Origin of the sequence: Marinobacter sp. EVN1, assembly GCF_000475375.1 — a bacterium.
Taxonomy (GTDB): Bacteria; Pseudomonadota; Gammaproteobacteria; order Pseudomonadales; family Oleiphilaceae; genus Marinobacter; species Marinobacter nauticus.
In genome coordinates, this window is sequence record NZ_AXCB01000070.1 from 417370 (window position 1) to 435122 (window position 17753).

The 17753-nt window shown below is 58.0% G+C and carries 16 protein-coding genes; 11 read left to right on the top strand and 5 right to left on the bottom strand.

Annotation, left to right across the window (positions count from 1 at the left end; genetic code table 11):
• Nucleotides 1-76 precede the first annotated feature (76 nt).
• From Q674_RS39175 to murB, 9 genes are all read left to right on the top strand, one after another.
• Nucleotides 77-2392, top strand: coding sequence for a DNA internalization-related competence protein ComEC/Rec2 (locus Q674_RS39175; protein WP_227501263.1), 2316 nt, complete (start codon nt 77-79; stop codon nt 2390-2392).
• A 72-nt stretch (nt 2393-2464) separates the two neighbouring features.
• Nucleotides 2465-3091, top strand: a complete 627-nt coding sequence (locus Q674_RS39180; protein WP_011785226.1) for a MotA/TolQ/ExbB proton channel family protein — start codon at nt 2465-2467, stop codon at nt 3089-3091.
• A 5-nt stretch (nt 3092-3096) separates the two neighbouring features.
• Nucleotides 3097-3522, top strand: a complete 426-nt coding sequence (locus Q674_RS39185; protein ID WP_011785225.1) for an ExbD/TolR family protein — start codon at nt 3097-3099, stop codon at nt 3520-3522.
• Nucleotides 3522-5291 carry a lipid A export permease/ATP-binding protein MsbA gene (gene msbA / locus Q674_RS39190; protein ID WP_023010006.1) on the top strand — a complete coding sequence of 590 codons (1770 nt, stop codon included), beginning with the start codon at nt 3522-3524 and terminating at the stop codon, nt 5289-5291. Before Q674_RS39185 ends, msbA begins: the two co-directional genes overlap by 1 nt.
• A complete protein-coding gene (gene lpxK / locus Q674_RS39195; RefSeq protein ID WP_011785223.1) occupies nt 5288-6349 on the top strand; it encodes a tetraacyldisaccharide 4'-kinase in 1062 nt (353 codons plus the stop codon). Before msbA ends, lpxK begins: the two co-directional genes overlap by 4 nt.
• Entirely contained in the window at nt 6342-6530 is a 189-nt protein-coding gene (locus Q674_RS39200; RefSeq protein WP_011785222.1) for a Trm112 family protein, read from the top strand. The genes lpxK and Q674_RS39200 overlap by 8 nt, the downstream gene beginning before the upstream one ends.
• 20 nt (nt 6531-6550) lie before the next feature.
• The gene (gene kdsB / locus Q674_RS39205; protein ID WP_014421244.1) at nt 6551-7336 is read left to right on the top strand and encodes a 3-deoxy-manno-octulosonate cytidylyltransferase; all 786 of its coding nucleotides are present in this window, start codon (nt 6551-6553) and stop codon (nt 7334-7336) included.
• Nucleotides 7329-7808: a low molecular weight protein-tyrosine-phosphatase gene (locus Q674_RS39210; protein WP_031210507.1), complete on the top strand. Its 480-nt coding sequence runs from the start codon at nt 7329-7331 to the stop codon at nt 7806-7808. Before kdsB ends, Q674_RS39210 begins: the two co-directional genes overlap by 8 nt.
• A complete protein-coding gene (gene murB, locus Q674_RS39215; protein ID WP_023010007.1) occupies nt 7805-8836 on the top strand; it encodes a UDP-N-acetylmuramate dehydrogenase in 1032 nt (343 codons plus the stop codon). The genes Q674_RS39210 and murB overlap by 4 nt, the downstream gene beginning before the upstream one ends.
• Before the next feature lie 65 nt (nt 8837-8901).
• On the opposite strand, the gene Q674_RS39220 is transcribed toward murB, so the two are convergent.
• Entirely contained in the window at nt 8902-10635 is a 1734-nt protein-coding gene (locus Q674_RS39220) for a proline--tRNA ligase (RefSeq protein ID WP_023010008.1), read from the bottom strand.
• Between the two features lie 126 nt (nt 10636-10761).
• Between Q674_RS39220 and Q674_RS39225 the strand changes: the two genes are divergently transcribed.
• On the top strand, nt 10762-11385 hold the full coding sequence (locus Q674_RS39225) for a TetR/AcrR family transcriptional regulator (RefSeq protein WP_023010009.1): 624 nt from the start codon (nt 10762-10764) through the stop codon (nt 11383-11385).
• On the opposite strand, the gene Q674_RS39230 is transcribed toward Q674_RS39225, so the two are convergent.
• Nucleotides 11373-11870, bottom strand: a complete 498-nt coding sequence (locus Q674_RS39230) for an Lrp/AsnC family transcriptional regulator (protein WP_011785216.1) — start codon at nt 11868-11870, stop codon at nt 11373-11375. The two genes, Q674_RS39225 and Q674_RS39230, sit on opposite strands and share 13 nt — an antisense overlap.
• Nucleotides 11871-12012: 142 nt before the next feature.
• Between Q674_RS39230 and leuA the strand changes: the two genes are divergently transcribed.
• On the top strand, nt 12013-13707 hold the full coding sequence (gene leuA / locus Q674_RS39235; RefSeq protein ID WP_023010010.1) for a 2-isopropylmalate synthase: 1695 nt from the start codon (nt 12013-12015) through the stop codon (nt 13705-13707).
• A 100-nt stretch (nt 13708-13807) separates the two neighbouring features.
• Here the strand turns inward: leuA and Q674_RS39240 are convergent, their stop codons facing one another.
• The 3 genes from Q674_RS39240 to xseA all read right to left on the bottom strand — a co-directional run bounded on the left by Q674_RS39240 (nt 13808) and on the right by xseA (nt 17698).
• Nucleotides 13808-14017, bottom strand: coding sequence for a cold-shock protein (locus Q674_RS39240; RefSeq protein ID WP_011785214.1), 210 nt, complete (start codon nt 14015-14017; stop codon nt 13808-13810).
• A 313-nt stretch (nt 14018-14330) separates the two neighbouring features.
• A complete protein-coding gene (locus tag Q674_RS39245; RefSeq protein WP_081698960.1) occupies nt 14331-16256 on the bottom strand; it encodes a propionyl-CoA synthetase in 1926 nt (641 codons plus the stop codon).
• Between the two features lie 62 nt (nt 16257-16318).
• On the bottom strand, nt 16319-17698 hold the full coding sequence (xseA, locus tag Q674_RS39250; protein WP_036199870.1) for an exodeoxyribonuclease VII large subunit: 1380 nt from the start codon (nt 17696-17698) through the stop codon (nt 16319-16321).
• Nucleotides 17699-17753: the final 55 nt, after the last annotated feature.

The window sequence follows — 17753 nt, forward strand, 5'->3', positions numbered from 1 at the left end:
CAGCAGGCTCGGTGTTGGACTCGCCAGCATTCTCGCCTTCTCTTGCGGCGTTATCTTACTGTATCGGCTCGCAACCTTGCCACCATATCCATGGCTGTTTGTGCTGGTTGGGTTAATGTTGCTGGCTATGGCCTGTCGATACCAGCGCATACAGAGGCTCGGGCCCGTGGTGGTTGCTGCGACGCTGGGGTTGGTCTGGGCCGGCTGGAATGCCGATATGAGACTGGCCGAGCGCCTGCCTTCGGAGTGGGAAACCAAGCGCATTGTGGTTTCCGGGTATCTCTGTGATTTGCCGACGCCGGGAAGCTTTGACAGTCTGAGATTCGGATTCTGTGTCCTGCACTGGCAGGCACCTGGCGTGTCGGTAGATAACAACTTGCCCCGCGTCCTGCGACTATCCTGGTACGGCAGGGAGGGGCGCAGGCTACCCGACCATCGCCTGACACTGGAGGTCACTCTCAAGCGTCCTCAGGGCAACCTGAACCCAGATGGGTTTCGCTACGAAGACTGGTTGTTCCGTCACGGCTATCGGGCGACCGGTTCCGTTAAACAGGTCTCTGCGGCACCGGAGCTGTCATGCGCACTGCAATGTCAGTACCACGCCTGGCACTGGCGAGCATCAAAGAGGTTGCAGCATTGGTTTGGTGAAGCGGAATACTACCCCCTGATTGCGTCTCTGCTAATGGGTAACCGGGGTTCTCTGGAAGATCATCACTGGCAGGTACTCAAGTTGACCGGCACCATTCATCTGGTGGCTATTTCTGGTTTGCATCTGGGTCTGGTGGCGGTCGGAGTTGGTCTGTTGGCGCGCTGGGGTTTGCTATTGCTGCCGGTTGGTGGTCTGAGTGAGCAGGGGCGGCGTTCTCTGGTTTTTCTGGTGGTTGTTCTCAGCTGCCTTGTCTATTCGCTATTGGCCGGTTTTACCGTACCAACCCGGCGGGCCCTGGTGATGGTGGTTGCCGGCGGCTGGTATTTGCTCAAGGCAAGACAACAGAGCGGCTGGCGACCCTTTGTGCTGGCTCTGGCAGTGGTGCTTCTGATGGATCCGTTTGCGCCTCTGGACCAGGGTTTCTGGTTGTCTTTTGGAGCTGTCGGGGTGCTGCTGGCGGTATTTTCAGGGCGTCTGGGGTCGTCGGGTTGGTTATCGGCTTTGTTGATAGCCCAGTTGGCGGTCTTTGTCGGGTTGTGGCCAATGTTGATGCTGGTGCATCAGGGCCAACCTTTTGCAGGCTTCGCGGCCAACCTGTTGGCGGTGCCCTGGGTGTCTTTTGCCGTCATGCCGGTACTGTTCCTGGGGGCCATCATCGCCCTTTTTTCCGGGGGTTGGCTCCTGCCCTGGGTGTCGGCCGGGTTTGACCTTGTCCTGGGGGCGCTATGGTGGTGGCTGGAGCTGGTGGCCCGGTTCCCGGCAGGACAGATGCAGCCTCTGCCGCTGCCATTGGCAGCGGGTTTGGCGTTGCTGGCGCTTTGGGGGATTCGCTGGAGGGACTGGCGATGGCGGGCATTGCTGGGCGTTACCTTCCTGTTGCTCAGTGTTCCCTGGTCAGGTACGGGAGCAGGCAATTCCGTGGCACGGGCACCTGAAGTCCGGGTGTTGGATGTGGGTCAGGGGCTGTCGGTTGTGGTTCGCGCCGGTGGCCGGGTGATGGTGTATGACACCGGGCCCGAAGTTACGGGCGTCTACTCCGCCGCCGATTCGGTGCTGGTGCCGAATCTTCGGGCAATGGGCGTCGAGGTTATTGATCTGCTGGTCTTGAGCCATGCGGATAATGACCACGCCGGCGGTCTCGAGACGTTGTCTGAGCACTTCGCGATCAAAAGGGTGATTTCCGGAGAGCCTGCTCTTATTACCGGGCGGGTGCCGGTGACGGTGGAAGGTTGTCGCCCGGGGAATATCCGGTGGCCGGGTCTGGTGATGTCGCTGTGGCAAAATCCGTTGCCTGCGGACGGGAATGACGCTTCGTGCGTGATACGCGTGTACCACCCGTCCAGCAACAGCGATTTCGTATTGACCGGGGACATCAGCCGGAAGGTTGAGCAACTGATGCTCGGTGGCGGCGGCCCAGAGTGGCTTGAGAACCGCGTTGCGCAGCGGGTGGTGCTGGCGCCACACCATGGCAGCAAAACCTCATCTTCAACACGCTGGGTGCAGGCGGTGGCGCCGGATCGGGTGATCTATACGGCGGGCTACCGGCACCATTTCGGGCATCCGCATGCGGAAGTAACCGGTCGATACCGCGCCAGCGGTGCAGTGCCATTGAATACGGCCTGCTCCGGCCAGATCACACTCAGGTTCACAGATTCAGGTCTGCTTATGAGTGAGCTCTGGAAGACGCAGCCTTTCTGGATAGCGTCTCCGGGGCTTGCCAGGAGTGAATGTAAAATACCGTGACAATCCGGGTGTGGCCTGCACCGGCAGCTATGCTAAAGTAGCGCGGCTTGTAACTAATCAGGGAGATCAAGCGTGTTCGAGCTGTTGAAAGCCGGTGGCATCCTGATGGTGCCCATTGTTGCCTGTTCCATCCTGGCACTTGCCATCATTCTGGAACGAATCTGGACCTTGCGGGCCTCTCGGGTTGCGCCCCCGCAGTCTATTAACGAGCTCTGGCGCTGGATCAAAAAAAAGGAGCTTAACGGCCGCAAACTGAAGGCGCTGCAGGCATCCTCTCCGCTTGGCCGAATATTGGCCGGCGGCCTGATCAACGCCAAGCATGGTCGCGAGATCATGAAAGAAAGCATCGAACACGAGGCCAGCCAGGTTATCCACGAGCTGGAGCGTTTTCTGAATCCCCTGGGTACTATCGCCACAATCACGCCGCTGTTGGGCCTTCTGGGTACCGTTATCGGGATGATCAAGGTGTTTGCCGAAATCCAGTTGGCCGGCGTTGGCAATGCCGGTAACCTGGCCGGAGGCATTTCCGAGGCATTGATTACCACCGCGGCTGGCCTGAGTGTCGCCATTCCTGCTCTGGTCTGTCACCGCTATTTCATCCGTCGCGTGGATGAATTGGTCGTCAACATGGAACAGGAAGCCATCAAACTGGTGGAAGTGGTCCACGGAGACCGCGAAATCGACGTTGAAGGAGCCTGAACGCCGTGAAGTTCAAGCGTCAACGAAGCCAGGAAGTCGGGGTAGATCTGACGCCACTGATTGATGTGGTGTTCCTGCTGCTGATTTTCTTCATGGTGTCGACCACATTTACCCGGGAGAGCCACCTGCAGGTGGAGCTTCCGGAAGCCAGTGCAGAGCCGGCAGCTCCGTCTGAAGTCTGGCAGATTGATGTGGTGATTAACGCCGAGGGCCAGTACTTTCTGAATGACCGCCCCCTGGTCAATAATCGCCGGGAAACCCTGGAGCGTGGTGTCAGTGAACTGGCTGAGGGCGACAACAGTCTGCCGTTCATTATCACTGCAGATGCCCGAACCCCCCACGAATTTGTGGTGCGGGCCATGGATGTTGCCGGTCGCCTGGGTTTTGCCAAGCTGAGCATAACCACAGAGCGGGAGGCTGAGAGCCAGTGATGCAAACAAGGCCGGAGCCGCTCAATACGCCACCTGCCGGTAGCTGGACCACCTACAAACGCCTGCTCAAGTACGTCAAGCCCTTCTGGTTTGCGTTCTCCCTCGCCGTGTTCGGAAACATCATTTACGCCGCTGCATCCACCGGGATGGCCGCGGCGATGGAATATGTGATCACGGCGATCGAGAATCCGTCCGACCAGAACCGGATGTTGCTGACCGGGCTGATTGTGGGTGTTTTCGCCTTCAGAGGCGTTGGTACGTTTTTTAGCCAGTATTTTATCAGTTACGTCGGGCGAAACGTGATCAACGCCTTGCGCAACGATGTGTTTGATCGCCTGATGTCTTTGCCGTCCCGGTACTATGATGAAAATGCATCCGGGCGTCTGGTCTCGAAGCTCACCTTTAACGTTGAGCAGGTCGCTGATGCTGCGACCAATGCGGTGACTATCACCCTTCGCGAAGGCCTGACCATACTGGGTCTGCTCGGCTTTATGCTGTACACCAACTGGAAGCTGACCCTGATTTTTCTTACTGCCGGTCCGGTCATTGGTCTGGTCGTGAATTATGCCAGCAAACGGTTTCGTCGAATCAGTAAGCGTATTCAGGGCTCCATGGGCGATATCACCCATGTGGCCTCCGAGTCGATCACCGGATACCGGGTGGTGCGCACCTTCGGAGGCGAAGATTATGAACGGGAGCGGTTTCGTGAGGTCAGTGCCCGAAACCTGAAACAGAGCCTGAAAATGGCTTCTACTCAGGCGATCAGTGTCCCGGTCATTCAGGTGCTGGTGGCTTTTGCTATCGCCGCGCTGGTGTGGACCATGCTTGCGCCGGAGATTCGGGGTGAGATGTCGACTGGTCAGCTGATTGCGTTCATCACCGCGGCGACGACCATGGCCAAGCCCATTCGCCAGGTCACTTCCGTGCACGCCAAGATTCAGAAGGGTGTGGCGGCTGCATTTGATGTGTTCGAGACCATGGATGAAAAGCCGGAAGAGGACCCAGGCTCCTACAACCCGCAGCGGGTCAAAGGCGACATCACATTTGACCAGGTGTCTTTCCGATACCGGGATCAGCTCGACAATGTGCTTGAAGGGATAACCATCGATATTCCGGCCGGCCAGAGCGTTGCACTGGTGGGCCGGTCAGGCAGTGGTAAGTCGACCATGGTTAGCCTGTTACCCCGTTTCTACGAGTACACTGGGGGAGCTATCCGCATTGATGACCATGAACTGAAGGAGTTTTCGCTTCAGTCCCTGCGTGCCCAGATTGCTCTGGTGAACCAGAACGTGGTGCTGTTCAACGATACCATTGCCGCCAATATTGCCTATGGCGCCTTGCGCGACTGCAGCCGGGAGGAAATCATGGAAGCGGCTGAGAAGGCCCATGCGCTTGAGTTTATCAACCGCATGCCGGAGGGGCTCGATACCATGATCGGCGACAATGGCGTGATGCTTTCCGGCGGCCAGCGCCAGCGCCTTGCGATTGCACGGGCCATCCTCAAGGACGCACCGATCCTCATTCTGGATGAGGCGACATCGGCTCTGGATACAGAATCCGAGCGCCATATTCAGGAGGCGCTGGAAACCGTTATGCAAGGCCGTACCACGCTGGTGATCGCACACAGGCTATCCACCATTGAGAAAGCCGACCGAATTCTGGTCATGGATAATGGCCGCATTGTCGAATCCGGCAGTCATGGTGAGCTGCTGGCTGCGGGGGGTGCCTACGCCCAGCTGCATCAGATTCAGTTCAGCGAGCACGCATGAGTACCAGCCTGGTTGACCGGCTTTGGTACGGGCAGGGCAGACCTCTTGCCCTGCTCACACCACTGGCCTGGTTGTATCGGGCGGTGTCTGAGTCCAGACGCCGAAAGGCCTGGCATGCGCGCAATGAATCGCTGCCGGTGCCGGTTGTGGTGGTGGGCAATATCACCGCTGGCGGGACCGGCAAGTCGCCTCTTACTGCCAGTCTGGTTCAGTGCATGAATCAACACGGCTGGAAACCGGTGATTCTCAGCCGTGGCTACGGTGGTAAGAGTTCTCAGTATCCCTTGCTGGTCGCTGACGGGACCCCGGCGGGTGTCTGTGGTGATGAGCCTCTGATGCTGGCCCGGGCCACCGGATGCCCCGTTGTAGTGGACCCGGATCGCTGTCGAGGGGCCCGTTGGGCGCTGGAGAATGGCCTGGGCGATGTGTTGATCTGTGATGATGGCCTGCAACACTACCGCCTGCCCCGGGATATCGAACTGGCTGTATTCGATGCCCGGCGCGGTACCGGAAATGGTGCCATCATTCCGGTAGGCCCGCTGAGGGAGCCGGTTGAGCGCTTGAACAGTGTCGACTTTGTCGTTCTTAACGGAGCTGAGTTTCCTGAGGCCGGAGAGACCATAGAGAGTTTTGCCGGCGTTGATCATCCGGAGATTCATGCCATGGAGCTGGTGCCTTCGGCTCTGGTGAACCTGAATTCCGGTGAGACCCTGTCTCCGGAGCAGCTCAAAGGCAAGCCGGTACGGGCAGTAGCGGGTATTGGTAATCCCGGTCGATTTTTCGAAACCCTCCGGAACCTTGGCGCCCACGTGAATGAAGTTCCCTTTCCCGACCATCATCATTTTCGCCCCGAAGACCTGGCGTCCGGTGCTCTTGAATGGTTGGTGATGACGGCCAAGGATGCGGTGAAGTGCCATGGCTTTGCGCCGGACAACGCCTGGGTCTTGACGGTTCAGGCCCGGTTGTCGGAACCTTTTGAACAGCATTTTCTGGAACGGCTCAGAGCCAGCTCTGGCCAGTTGCAAACTGATATCAGCGAGGAATCGAACCATGGATAAGAAACTGCTGGCCATGCTGGCCTGCCCGGTGTGCAAGGGAGAGCTCAAGCTCAACGACGCCCGTACCGAGTTGATCTGCTACCAGGATGCCATGGCGTTCCCCATTCGTGAGGGGATTCCGGTTATGCTGGCGGTTGAAGCCCGCACCCTCAGCACAGACGAGCGCCTCGACAAACACTGAGTCACCCGCAGGACGCAACCATGTCATTTACCGTTGTCATTCCCGCTCGATACGCTTCCAGCCGTTTGCCCGGCAAACCTCTGGCCATGATTGCCGGCAAGCCGATGATCCAGCATGTCTGCGAGCGGGCGAATGAGAGCCGCGCCAGCCGCGTGGTGGTCGCGACCGACGATGCCCGTATCGAGGAGGCGTGTCTTGGTTTTGGTGCAGAAGTCATCATGACCTCGCCCCATCATGCCAGTGGCACAGACCGCCTTGAAGAAGTGGCGAGGAAGCTGCAGCTGGATCCGGATCATCGCGTGGTCAACGTTCAGGGGGACGAGCCTCTGATACCGCCTGAACTGATCAATCAGGTTGCCGATAACCTTGAACAGTACCAGGAGGCCGCCATCGCAACACTGTGCGAGCGGATTCACGATGCCCGCCAGGTGTTCAACCCCAATGTTGTGAAAGTGGTCTTCGATGCCCGGGGCATGGCTCATTATTTCAGTCGGGCACCGATTCCCTGGGCCAGGGACTTCTGGCCAGCGGGGGCTGCTACCCAGGACGTGGACCTTCCGGATGGCATCGGCTATTTCAGGCACATTGGCATCTATGGTTATCGTGCCAGTGTGCTCAGTGAGTTTGTTACCTGGCTGCCGGCCCCCACCGAACGGGTGGAATCCCTGGAACAGTTGCGGGCACTCTATAACGGCGCTCTTATTCATGTGGATGTGGCGGACCGGCCTCCTGCTCCGGGGGTAGATACCGAAGAGGATCTGGCCCGTCTGCGGGCGCTGATGGAAAAAGGGGGTGCCCGTGGCTGATCGTGTAAGCGTGCTGTTTGTCTGCCTGGGCAATATCTGTCGTTCTCCCAGTGCTGAGGGCGTTTTTCGCCACCTCGCCCGGGAACAAGGCCTGTTCGGCAGACTGCATATTGATTCCTGCGGCACCGGCAACTGGCATATCGGTAAATCTCCGGACGAGCGGGCAACTGCCGCCGCGGCGCGCCGTGGTATCGACATCAGCGACCTTCGTGCCCGCCAGTTCCGTGCAGAAGATCTGGATCAATTTGACTATGTGCTGGTGATGGATCGGTCTAATCTCGCGGATGTTCGAGAGGTCTGGCACCAGAATGGGGGCACGGAGCCGCGCTTGTTTCTGGATTACGGTGACTCCCGGTTGGCCGAGGTGCCGGATCCTTACTACGGCGGAGAGGATGGATTTGAGCACGTGCTTGATCTGATTCATGACGCCAGTTCCGGCCTCCTGGACGAAATCCGGGGGCGGCTGGCTTGAGTCAGGATCTGCAGATTCAGGAGTGGGCCAGCCTTCAGGGATTGAATACCCTGGCTGTGCCGGTAACGGCCCGATACCTGGTGGAAGTCGAAAATCCGGATCAGCTCAAACAGGCGCTTTCCTGGGCCTGTAACCACGAACAGTCCATTCTGGTACTGGGCGGTGGCAGTAATCTGGTGTTTGCCGGCGATTATCCCGGCCTGGTCATCCGGATGGCACTGCGTGGCCGAAGCTGGGAGCAGGTAGACGATCACGGCGCGGTGCTGGTGTTGAAAGCCGGTGAGAACTGGCACGAGGCTGTGCTTTACGCCGCCCGTTCCGGTTATCGCGGGGTCGAGAACCTGGCGTTGATCCCGGGCACCGCCGGTGCCGCCCCGGTACAGAACATCGGGGCTTATGGCACCGAATTGGGTGACTGTCTTGACAGTGTCACGGTACTGAACCGCCAGACTCTGAAGGTTGAAACCCTGCCTGCAAGCGCCTGCGAATTCGGTTATCGCGACAGCCTGTTCAAGCACCGGCCAGGCCTCTACATCATCCTTGAAATCCGGCTCCGGTTGTCCCGTAATGCGCCTTTGAAGGTTGCTTATCGGGATCTTCAGGATTACTTTGGCGACGTTAACGAGGCTGAGTTAACACCCCTGGCGGTGGCCGAGGGCGTGATGGCCGTCCGTCATCGCAAACTGCCGGATCCTGCGGTATTGCCGAATGCGGGCAGTTTCTTCAAGAACCCGGTAATCGGATTGCCCCAGTTCCGGGAGCTTCAGGCCCGGTTTCCGGACGTTGTGTTCTATCCTGCTGATAGTCAGGTCAAACTGGCGGCAGCCTGGCTTATTGATCAGGCCGGATGGAAAGGGTTTCGTAACAGCCGGGTCGGGGTCCACAACCGCCAGGCGCTGGTGCTGATCAATCATTCCGGTGGAACTGGCCAGGATGTACTGTCCCTGGCTGATGACGTGCGCCAGTCTGTGCTTGAGAAATTCGGCGTTGAGCTGGAAATGGAGCCGGGGATTGTGGGCAACGCCTGATCTGCGGAGACGTCGTTAACACACCGGAAGGCTGGGGACAGCCTTCCGGTGTGTATGGTTCAGGGTTACAAGCCGCCTTTGGGCGATGCCTTCACCAGGAACGACAGAGCCTCATCCACAGGAATGTCCTGTTTTTCCTCGTCCCGTCGACCCTTGTATTCCAGGGTTCCGGCGCTCAGGCCGCGTTCTGAGACCACGAAGCGGTGGGGGATGCCAATCAGCTCCATATCTGCGAATTTCACACCCGGGCGTTCGTTGCGGTCATCCAGCAGAACATCGTAGCCAGCCTGGCGAAGCTGTTCGTAAAGCTTGTCGCCAGCCTCGGCCACCACCGGAGATTTGTGACCATTCAGGGTAACAATGGCCACCTCGAACGGTGCGATGGCATCCGGCCAGATGATGCCCTTCTCGTCGTGGTTCTGCTCGATGGATGCCGCGACGATGCGGGAAACGCCAATACCATAACAGCCCATTTCCATAATCGAAGTCTTGCCGTGTTCATCCAGAACCGAGGCGTTCATGGCCTTGCTATACTTATTGCCCAGCTTGAAAATGTGGCCAACTTCAATACCGCGACGGATCTCCAGTGTGCCGTTCCCATCCGGGCTGGCATCGCCCTCGACCACATTGCGAAGATCTTCCACACGGCTGATTTCGGCATCGCGTTCCCAGTTTACGCCAGTCAGGTGATAATCATCCTTGTTGGCGCCGCAGACAAAATCTGCCAGGTGTGCTGCGCTGCGATCCACGATAACCGGCACCGGCAGCTTGACCGGGCCGATGGAGCCTGGCTTGCAGCCGATGGCTTTTTCGATTTCCTCGTCGGTTGCCATGGTCAGCGGCTCGGCAATGCCGGGGAGGTTCTCAGCCTTGATCTCATTCAGGGTGTGATCGCCGCGCAGAATCAGGGCCACCAGGCCGGATTCACCATTCTCATCCGCCTCTGCCTTTACCAGCAGTGTTTTCACACTGCGCTCAGCCGGCATGCCCAGGAACTGGGAAACTGCGTCGATGGTGCGTTGACCCGGTGTGTGAACCTCTTTCAGTTCCTCGCCGGGGGCAGGGCGCTCGCCGGCAGGTGCTACCGCTTCGGCTTTTTCGATGTTGGCGGCGTAGTCACCGCTGGTGCTGAATACGATGGCATCTTCGCCAGAGGAGGCTAGCACGTGGAATTCATGGGAGGAGCTGCCACCAATGGAACCGGAGTCCGCCTGTACCGGACGGTAGTCGAGCCCCAGTCGGTCGAAAATGTTGCAGTAGGTCTGGTGCATCACCTTATAGGTTTCATCCAGGGATTCCGCGTTCAGATGGAACGAGTAGGCATCCTTCATGATGAACTCGCGGGCGCGCATCACGCCAAACCGCGGGCGGCGCTCATCGCGGAACTTGGTCTGGATCTGGTAGAAGTTGGCCGGCAGCTCTTTGTAGCTTTTCAGTTCGTTCCGGATCAGATCGGTGATAACTTCTTCATGAGTGGGGCCAAAGCAGAAATCGCGGCCATGGCGGTCGTTCAGGCGCAGCAGTTCTCCACCGTACTGTTCCCAGCGGCCGGATTCCTGCCACAGCTCGGCGGGTTGTACCGCCGGCATCAGAACTTCCTGGGCGCCGCTCTTGTCCATTTCTTCACGGACGATTCGCTCCACCTTACGCAGGGTGCGCAACCCTAACGGCAACCAGGTGTAAAGGCCGGCGGCCAGTTTACGGATCATGCCCGCCCGCAGCATCAGCTGATGGCTGATAATCTCGGCGTCGGAAGGGGTCTCTTTCTGGGTAGCTATCAGGTAACGGCTCGCTCGCATCGTGTCTTCCGCTGTCATCAGAAAAGTGGGAGTCAGACTAATTGGCAAGGCGGGATGCCCGCCACAGCCTTTCATTGTCGTAGAGTGGGCGTTATTGTACGGAGCCTGCATCACAAGGTACAGATAATGACTGACGAATCCATCGATGTGTCACCCCGCCGGCGCCCGGTTCAGGCCCGCAGCCGGGAACGGGTGAACACCATACTGCAGCATGCTGCCGGGATCTTTCACGAGCAGGGCGTCGACAGCACCAGTATGTCGGCCATCGCCCGGCAGTCCGGCATGTCTCTGGCATCGCTTTACCGCTATTTCCCGAATAAAGCGGCGATTGTCAACGCTATTGCGGAGCGACATGTTGAGAAGATGGAGCAGGCGCTGAGGGTCAAGCTCCCGCAGCTGAGCCTGAGCGACGCGGTGGATGTCCTGATTGATCTGTTTTACGACTTCTACCGCACCGAGCCCGCCTATTCCGCGATCTGGAGCGGTGTGGAAGCCATGCCGGAACTGAGGCAGTTGGATCTTCGCGAACTCTACAGCAACGCCCGGGACCTGGATGCCCGTCTGCAGGAGGAGTATCCCGATTTGCCGGCAGATCGCCGCTGGACAGCCAGTTTGCTGTTACCCCGTTCTGCGGGCACGATTCTTCGGCTGGCGGCCACCCTGCCGGATGAGCAGGGCGTATTGTTGGTACAGGAAATGAAAACCATGGCCCGCGCTTATCTGGACAACCTGGTGGCTCAGGACAAATAGCCCAGCGGCAGTGCGGTGCTGTCGATGACGCGCCGGAGAACAAAGCTGGAGTGAACACCGCTAACACCGGGAATACGGGTTATCCTGTTCAACAGGAAGTGGTGGTAGTGGTCCATATCCGGCACGACCACTTTGAGCATGTAATCCGCACTCTGACCAGTGATCAGATAACACTCCTGAACCTCCGGGTATTCCCCCACCTGTTCCTCAAACGCGGCAAAGCGCTCTGGTGTATGCCGGTCCATGCCAATGAGAATAATGGCGGTGAGCGACAGCCCCAGTTTTTTGTGATCCAGAATGGTGACCGTTCGCACGATAATGCCCGCCTCCTCGAGGGCGCGAACTCGCCGAAGGCAGGGGGAAGGGGATAGGCCGACCTTCTCGGCCAGTTGCTGATTGGTCAGTGAGCCGTCTTTTTGCAATTGTTCGAGGATTTTTCGGTCGAGCTTGTCAATTTTGACAAGCGTTTTCTCGGTATCGGGCATTTTCTGTCTCTTATTAAAGATTTTATGAAATTATATGGCATTATCTGGTTGTGCGGCCAGAAAATGGCAACCAAATAGCTCGCTCCAGCCTTTACACTGTGTGTGTTCCAATCACTGTTTGATATCGGAAGGAATTTTCATCATGGCTTTTGACCATCGCAAATACGTTGCTTTCCAGCCGGTCGCCAAGAAAGACCGTCGCTGGCCCGATCAGGTTATCCAGAAAGCCCCGGCCTGGTGCGCTGTAGATCTTCGGGACGGCAACCAGGCCCTGGTCAAACCCATGTCTGTTGCCCAGAAGCAGCGCTTATTCGATTTGCTGGTCAAGCTGGGTTTCAAAGAGATCGAAATCGGTTTCCCGGCAGCCAGCCAGCCGGACTTTGATTTCTGTCGCAAGCTGATCGAAGAAAACAGGATTCCGGATGATGTAAAGATCCAGGTGCTGACCCAGGCTCGCCCTGAATTGATCGAGCGGACTTACCAGGCCCTTGAGGGTGCCAAGCGGGCGATTGTTCACGTTTACAATTCCACCTCGACCGTGCAGCGTGAGCAGGTGTTCGGGCTGGACCGGGACGGTATCCGCGATATCGCGGTCCACGGCGCCACCATCGTGCGGGATATCGCCGCCCGCTATCCGGACACGGAGTGGACCTTCCAGTATTCGCCGGAGAGTTTTACCGGTACGGAGCTGGACTTTGCGGCCAGTGTGATTGATGCCGTCAACGATGTCTGGCGCCCGGACCAGGGGCAACCGGTTATCATTAACCTGCCGGCGACTGTTGAAATGGCAACGCCCAATGTCTTCGCAGATCAGGTGGAGTGGATCTGTGACAACATTCGCTATCGGGAGCACATCAGCATCAGCCTGCATACCCACAATGACCGGGGCTGCGCGGTGGCCGCTGCCGAACTCGGCGTGATGGCCGGGGCAGACCGGGTGGAAGGCACCCTGATGGGCAACGGCGAGCGCACCGGTAACATGGACCTGGTCACCATGGCTATGAACCTGTATTCCCAGGGGATTGACCCTACCCTGGATCTGTCCGGCATGGCCGAAATCACCGAAGTGGTGGAGGCGTGCACCGAAATTTCCACTCATCCGCGTCATCCCTATGCCGGTGAGCTGGTCTTTACCGCTTTCTCCGGCAGCCATCAGGACGCCATTCGCAAGTGTCTCTCCCGTCGGAAAGAGGGCGATGCCTGGAACGTGGCTTACCTGCCCATCGATCCGTTCGATGTCGGTCGCCGATACGAGGAAGTGGTTCGTATCAACAGTCAGTCCGGCAAAGGCGGCGTCGCTTACGTACTCGAGCGCGACTACGACATTACCTTGCCGCGGTGGCTGCAGATCGAGTTCAGCAAGGTGGTTCAGCGCGAGGCTGAAACCAATGGGGGCGAGATCGACTCACACACCATTCACCGTTTGTTTGAAGAGCGATATCTGAAGGTGCACAGCGATTGGGCTCTTCGCTCCTATGACCTGCATCGGGATGACAATGGGGTGCGGGCCGAGGTGGTTGTTGGGGGTGATGCCTCGCCGGTTACCCTTGAAGGTCGTGGGTTGGGAGCCGTTGAGGCCGTTTCCGATGCACTGTCCCGGCAGTTTGGGGTCTCGGTGGCGGTTGAAGCCTATGATGAGTTTGCGCTGGGCGAGGGTACCAATGCCAATGCTCTGGCATGCATACGGCTCACAGCCAATGGCAAGCACTGCAGTGCGGCAGCCCTGGCAGAGGATACCTCCTCGGCAACGTTGCAAGCTCTGTTCTCGGCTGTAGCCCAGGTGCTCGATGATAGTCGGTCCGAGTCTATTTCTGCAGAAGCAGCCGAGACTGCCTGAACGGATAATCCCTTAAACAAACAGAAAGGCCGGTAATCCCAGGATTACCGGCCTTTCTTGTTTCTGCCCGTGAGGGACATCAGGACGTTAACATAACGGCTTAGAGCGGCGTTACGTTTTCGGCCTGCGGGCCTTTCGGGCCCTGGGTTACGGTGAACTGTACCTGCTGACCTTCGGCCAGAGTACGGAAACCGTTTGCGTTGATTGCACTGTAGTGAACGAAAACGTCACTGCCGCCTTCCTGGGCGATGAAGCCAAAGCCCTTGGATTCGTTGAACCACTTTACGTGGCCGGTTTTGGTATCGGACATCGATCTTTCCTGTCTTACTGATAATTTTCCCTCACGGGACCTTCTTTCGAGCTGGGACATCCGGAGCGCACTGAGGAAGGGGCAACGAAAAGCCAAGGGCAGGACGTTGTAACGCATTCGCCAAATAACGCTGCAGAAGTACACAGCAATTTTCAGTATAGACCGACTTTGAAAGGCGTCAATTGTTTTTTTTATGATCAGCAAGTGTTTTTTAATTGATAAAAAACAATAGGTTGTAATCAAAGTGAAACCCGGGGCTGCTCTTGATCAAGAGCGCCCCGGGTGTTCTGTGGCTCAGCGGATGGAGGTTTGATCAGCGACCGAATTTCTCGCTGATTTCTTCCAGAATGGCCGGGTCATCGATGGTGCTGGGTACCGTGTACTCCTCCCCATCGGCAATCTGGCGAATAATACGTCGCAGGATCTTGCCGGAGCGGGTTTTGGGTAAACGGTCAACAACGATAGCCCGGCGGAAACAGGCAATAGCCCCGATCTTCTCGCGAACCATCTCTACCAGCTCCTCCTCCAGTTCATCCTGGTCAATGGTGGCGCCATCTTTGATCAGCACCAGGCCAACCGGAATCTGACCCTTCATATCGTCATGAGCGCCCACTACGCAGCATTCCGCGATCGCCGGATGGGATGCAACGACTTCTTCCATCTCGCCGGTAGAGAGCCGGTGCCCGGCGACGTTAATTACATCATCCGTCCGCCCCATGATGAAGACATAGCCGTCATCATCGATAAAACCACCGTCGCCGGAGCTGTAGAAGCCAGGGATTGGCTTGAGGTAGCTGTTCTGGAAGCGCTGGTCGTCGCCCCATACGGTCATCAGGCAGCCCGGGGGTAATGGCAGTTTGACTGCAACCTGGCCCTGTTCGCCCGCGGGTACCTGGCTGCCTTCCATGTCCACTACCTGAACGTTGAAGCCGGGTGAGGGTACGGTTGCAGAGCCGGGTTTCGTAGTCATCATTTCAATGCCGACCGGGTTGCAGCAAATGGCCCAGCCGGTTTCAGTCTGCCACCAGTGATCAAGGATTGGCAGCCCGGTGTGCTCCTTCAGCCACTCATAGGTGGGCGGATCCAGGCGCTCGCCGGCCAGGAAAATCCGTTTGAGGGAGGAAACATCGTAGCGGCTCAACTGATCTGCTTCCGGGTCTTCCTTGCGCACTGCACGGAATGCGGTGGGCGCGGTAAACAGCATATTGACCTTGTGGTCCTGAACCACACGCCAGAATGCGCCGGCATCCGGGGTTTTTACCGGTTTGCCTTCGTAAAAAATGGTGGTGCAGCCAGTAAAGAGAGGCGCATAAACAATGTAGCTGTGGCCCACCACCCAGCCAACATCTGAGGCCGCCCAGTAAACGTCGCCGGGTTTGGCATCGTAGACCAGCTTCATGCTGTAAGTGAGGGCAACGGCATGGCCACCGTTGTCACGGACAACACCTTTGGGTTTTCCAGTGGTTCCGGAGGTGTAGAGAATATAAAGCGGGTCGTTGGCCTTGACGGGTACCGGATCAGCCGGGGTGGCGTTGGCCACGATCTCGTTCCAGTCAAAGTCTCGGCCTTCCTGCATGGTTGCCTTGACCTGCGGCCGCTGGAATACCACGCAGGCTTCCGGTTTGTGGCTTGATTGCTCAATGGCCTTGTCTACCAGCGGTTTGTATTCGATCACCTTGGTAACTTCGATGCCGCAGGACGCGGTAATCAGGGCCTTGGGCTTGGCATCTTCAATGCGAACGGCCAGTTCGTGTGCGGCAAAACCGCCGAAGACCACCGAGTGGATAGCACCCAGCCGGGCGCAGGCCAGCATGGCGATGGCTGCCTGAGGAATCATCGGCATGTAGATGATGACGCGGTCACCTTTTTCGACTCCGCGGGCGCGCAGGGCGCCGGCAAACAGGGCGACTTCATCGCGCAGTTCGTTGTAGGTGAATGACTGCTTGGTATTGGTGACCGGGGAGTCGTAAATCAGGGCTTTCTGGTCGCCTCGGCCGGCACGGATATTGGCATCGAGAGCAACGTCGCTGGTGTTCAGTTCCCCGTCTGGAAACCACTCGCCGTGGCCGTTATCGAGGGCGCGCCAGATCGTATTCGGTGCTTTGATCCAGTCGATGTACTGCGCCTGCTCGCGCCAGAAATCATCCCGCTGGTCAATGGACCGGCGAAATTCGGAGTTGTAGCTCATTGTGCTCCACCTCAGTTGTGCGTGTTGTTGTTTTATCGTTGTTATTGACAACTTTAGGAGCTTTGAAATCCGGGGCTAGTAGACCATAGGCGTAGTCGCCAGGCTCTGCGGCACTATTCCGACGAAGAATTGATCTCCGTCACCCGGGCCGACACCGAGCCGCGTCCAAGTCTTGCGGTAATCTGATCGCCGGTTTCCAGGTCGCCGGCCTTGCGAACAATACGGCCCTGGTCGTCCCTGACGATGGCGTAGCCTCTTCCGAGGGTGGCCAGAGGGCTGACAACATGAAGGGTTTGTGCAATATGCTGTAATCGCTCGTCTTTTTGGCGCAGCTGGTGACGGGTCGCGAGTGTCAGGCGCTCCTCGAGACGTTGGGTCTGTTCTTTTACCGTTTTCAGGGTTCGGCGTGGGGATTGTGCGCTCATCCTTTGAAGCAGGTAATCGGTTTTCTGCTTCTGCTGGTCCAGTCTGTCACGGATCGCCTTGTTCAGCCGCAGCTCAAGCTCATCCATGCGTTGCGCCTTTTCCAGTAGTTCCCGTCGAGGATCCCGGAGCCGGGCAGACAGGTGCCCCAATTGGTTATGCAGTCTTTGCAATAACCGGCGTGCAGACAGGCCAAGCCGCCCCTTGTGCTCGGCCAGGCGGCGGAGCCAGTCCTGCTGGTCGGGCGAGATCTTTTCAGCGGCGGCCGACGGCGTGGGAGCTCTCAGGTCCGCGACAAAATCAGCAATGGTGACGTCAACCTCATGGCCAACGGCGCTGACGATCGGGATGGGGCAGGCGGCAATGGCCCGCGCGACGGCTTCTTCGTTGAAGCACCACAAGTCTTCCAGGGAGCCGCCACCCCGGCCGATGATCAGGACATCGGCCAGACCATGCTGCTGCGCCCGGTCAATGGCCTGGACAATATCTGCGGTGGCCGGCTGGCCCTGGACGGCGGTGGGATAGAGCGTGACCGGAATAGCCGGGCAGCGCCGCTTGAGTACCGTCAGAATATCGTGGATGGCGGCGCCAGTTGGCGAGGTAACCACACCAATATGTCTGGGCGTGGCGGGAATCGGTTTCTTTCGGGCCGGGTCAAACAGGCCTTCGCCCTGGAGCCTCGCTTTGAGGGCCTCGAAAGCCTGCTGGAGGGCACCGAGGCCGGCGGGTTCGAGGTGTTCCACGATGATCTGGAAATCGCCGCGGTTCTCGTACAGGGTCACCTTGCCGCGAATCCGGATCTGATCTCCTTCCCGGGGTAAGGTGCGGATGCGCTGGTTGGCACCACGGAACATGGCACAGCGGATCTGGCATTTCTGATCCTTGAGTGAGAAATACCAGTGCCCGGAGGATGGTCTTGAAAAGCCGGAGAGTTCCCCCTCCACCCAGACCTGCATAAAGCTTGTTTCCAGCAGATGGCGCGCCTGGTGGTTGAGCTCACTGACTGTGAGTGCTCGTGGGCGGGTGTCCGGATAAGGGGTGCTCACAGGGCGGGCTCCAGGATTATTCATAAGCAATAGCCGAAAGAGATGGCCAAAAATAACGGAAATTCAAAAAGATGCAACC

Coding starts and splice junctions, on each gene's coding strand:
- Q674_RS39240 (WP_011785214.1), bottom strand. CDS start 14,017: ATGTCCGATACCAAAACCGGCCACGTAAAGTGGTTCAACGAATCCAAG.
- kdsB (WP_014421244.1), top strand. CDS start 6,551: ATGTCATTTACCGTTGTCATTCCCGCTCGATACGCTTCCAGCCGTTTG.
- Q674_RS39225 (WP_023010009.1), top strand. CDS start 10,762: ATGACTGACGAATCCATCGATGTGTCACCCCGCCGGCGCCCGGTTCAG.
- lpxK (WP_011785223.1), top strand. CDS start 5,288: ATGAGTACCAGCCTGGTTGACCGGCTTTGGTACGGGCAGGGCAGACCT.
- xseA (WP_036199870.1), bottom strand. CDS start 17,698: ATGAATAATCCTGGAGCCCGCCCTGTGAGCACCCCTTATCCGGACACC.
- Q674_RS39230 (WP_011785216.1), bottom strand. CDS start 11,870: ATGCCCGATACCGAGAAAACGCTTGTCAAAATTGACAAGCTCGACCGA.
- leuA (WP_023010010.1), top strand. CDS start 12,013: ATGGCTTTTGACCATCGCAAATACGTTGCTTTCCAGCCGGTCGCCAAG.
- Q674_RS39220 (WP_023010008.1), bottom strand. CDS start 10,635: ATGCGAGCGAGCCGTTACCTGATAGCTACCCAGAAAGAGACCCCTTCC.
- Q674_RS39200 (WP_011785222.1), top strand. CDS start 6,342: ATGGATAAGAAACTGCTGGCCATGCTGGCCTGCCCGGTGTGCAAGGGA.
- msbA (WP_023010006.1), top strand. CDS start 3,522: ATGCAAACAAGGCCGGAGCCGCTCAATACGCCACCTGCCGGTAGCTGG.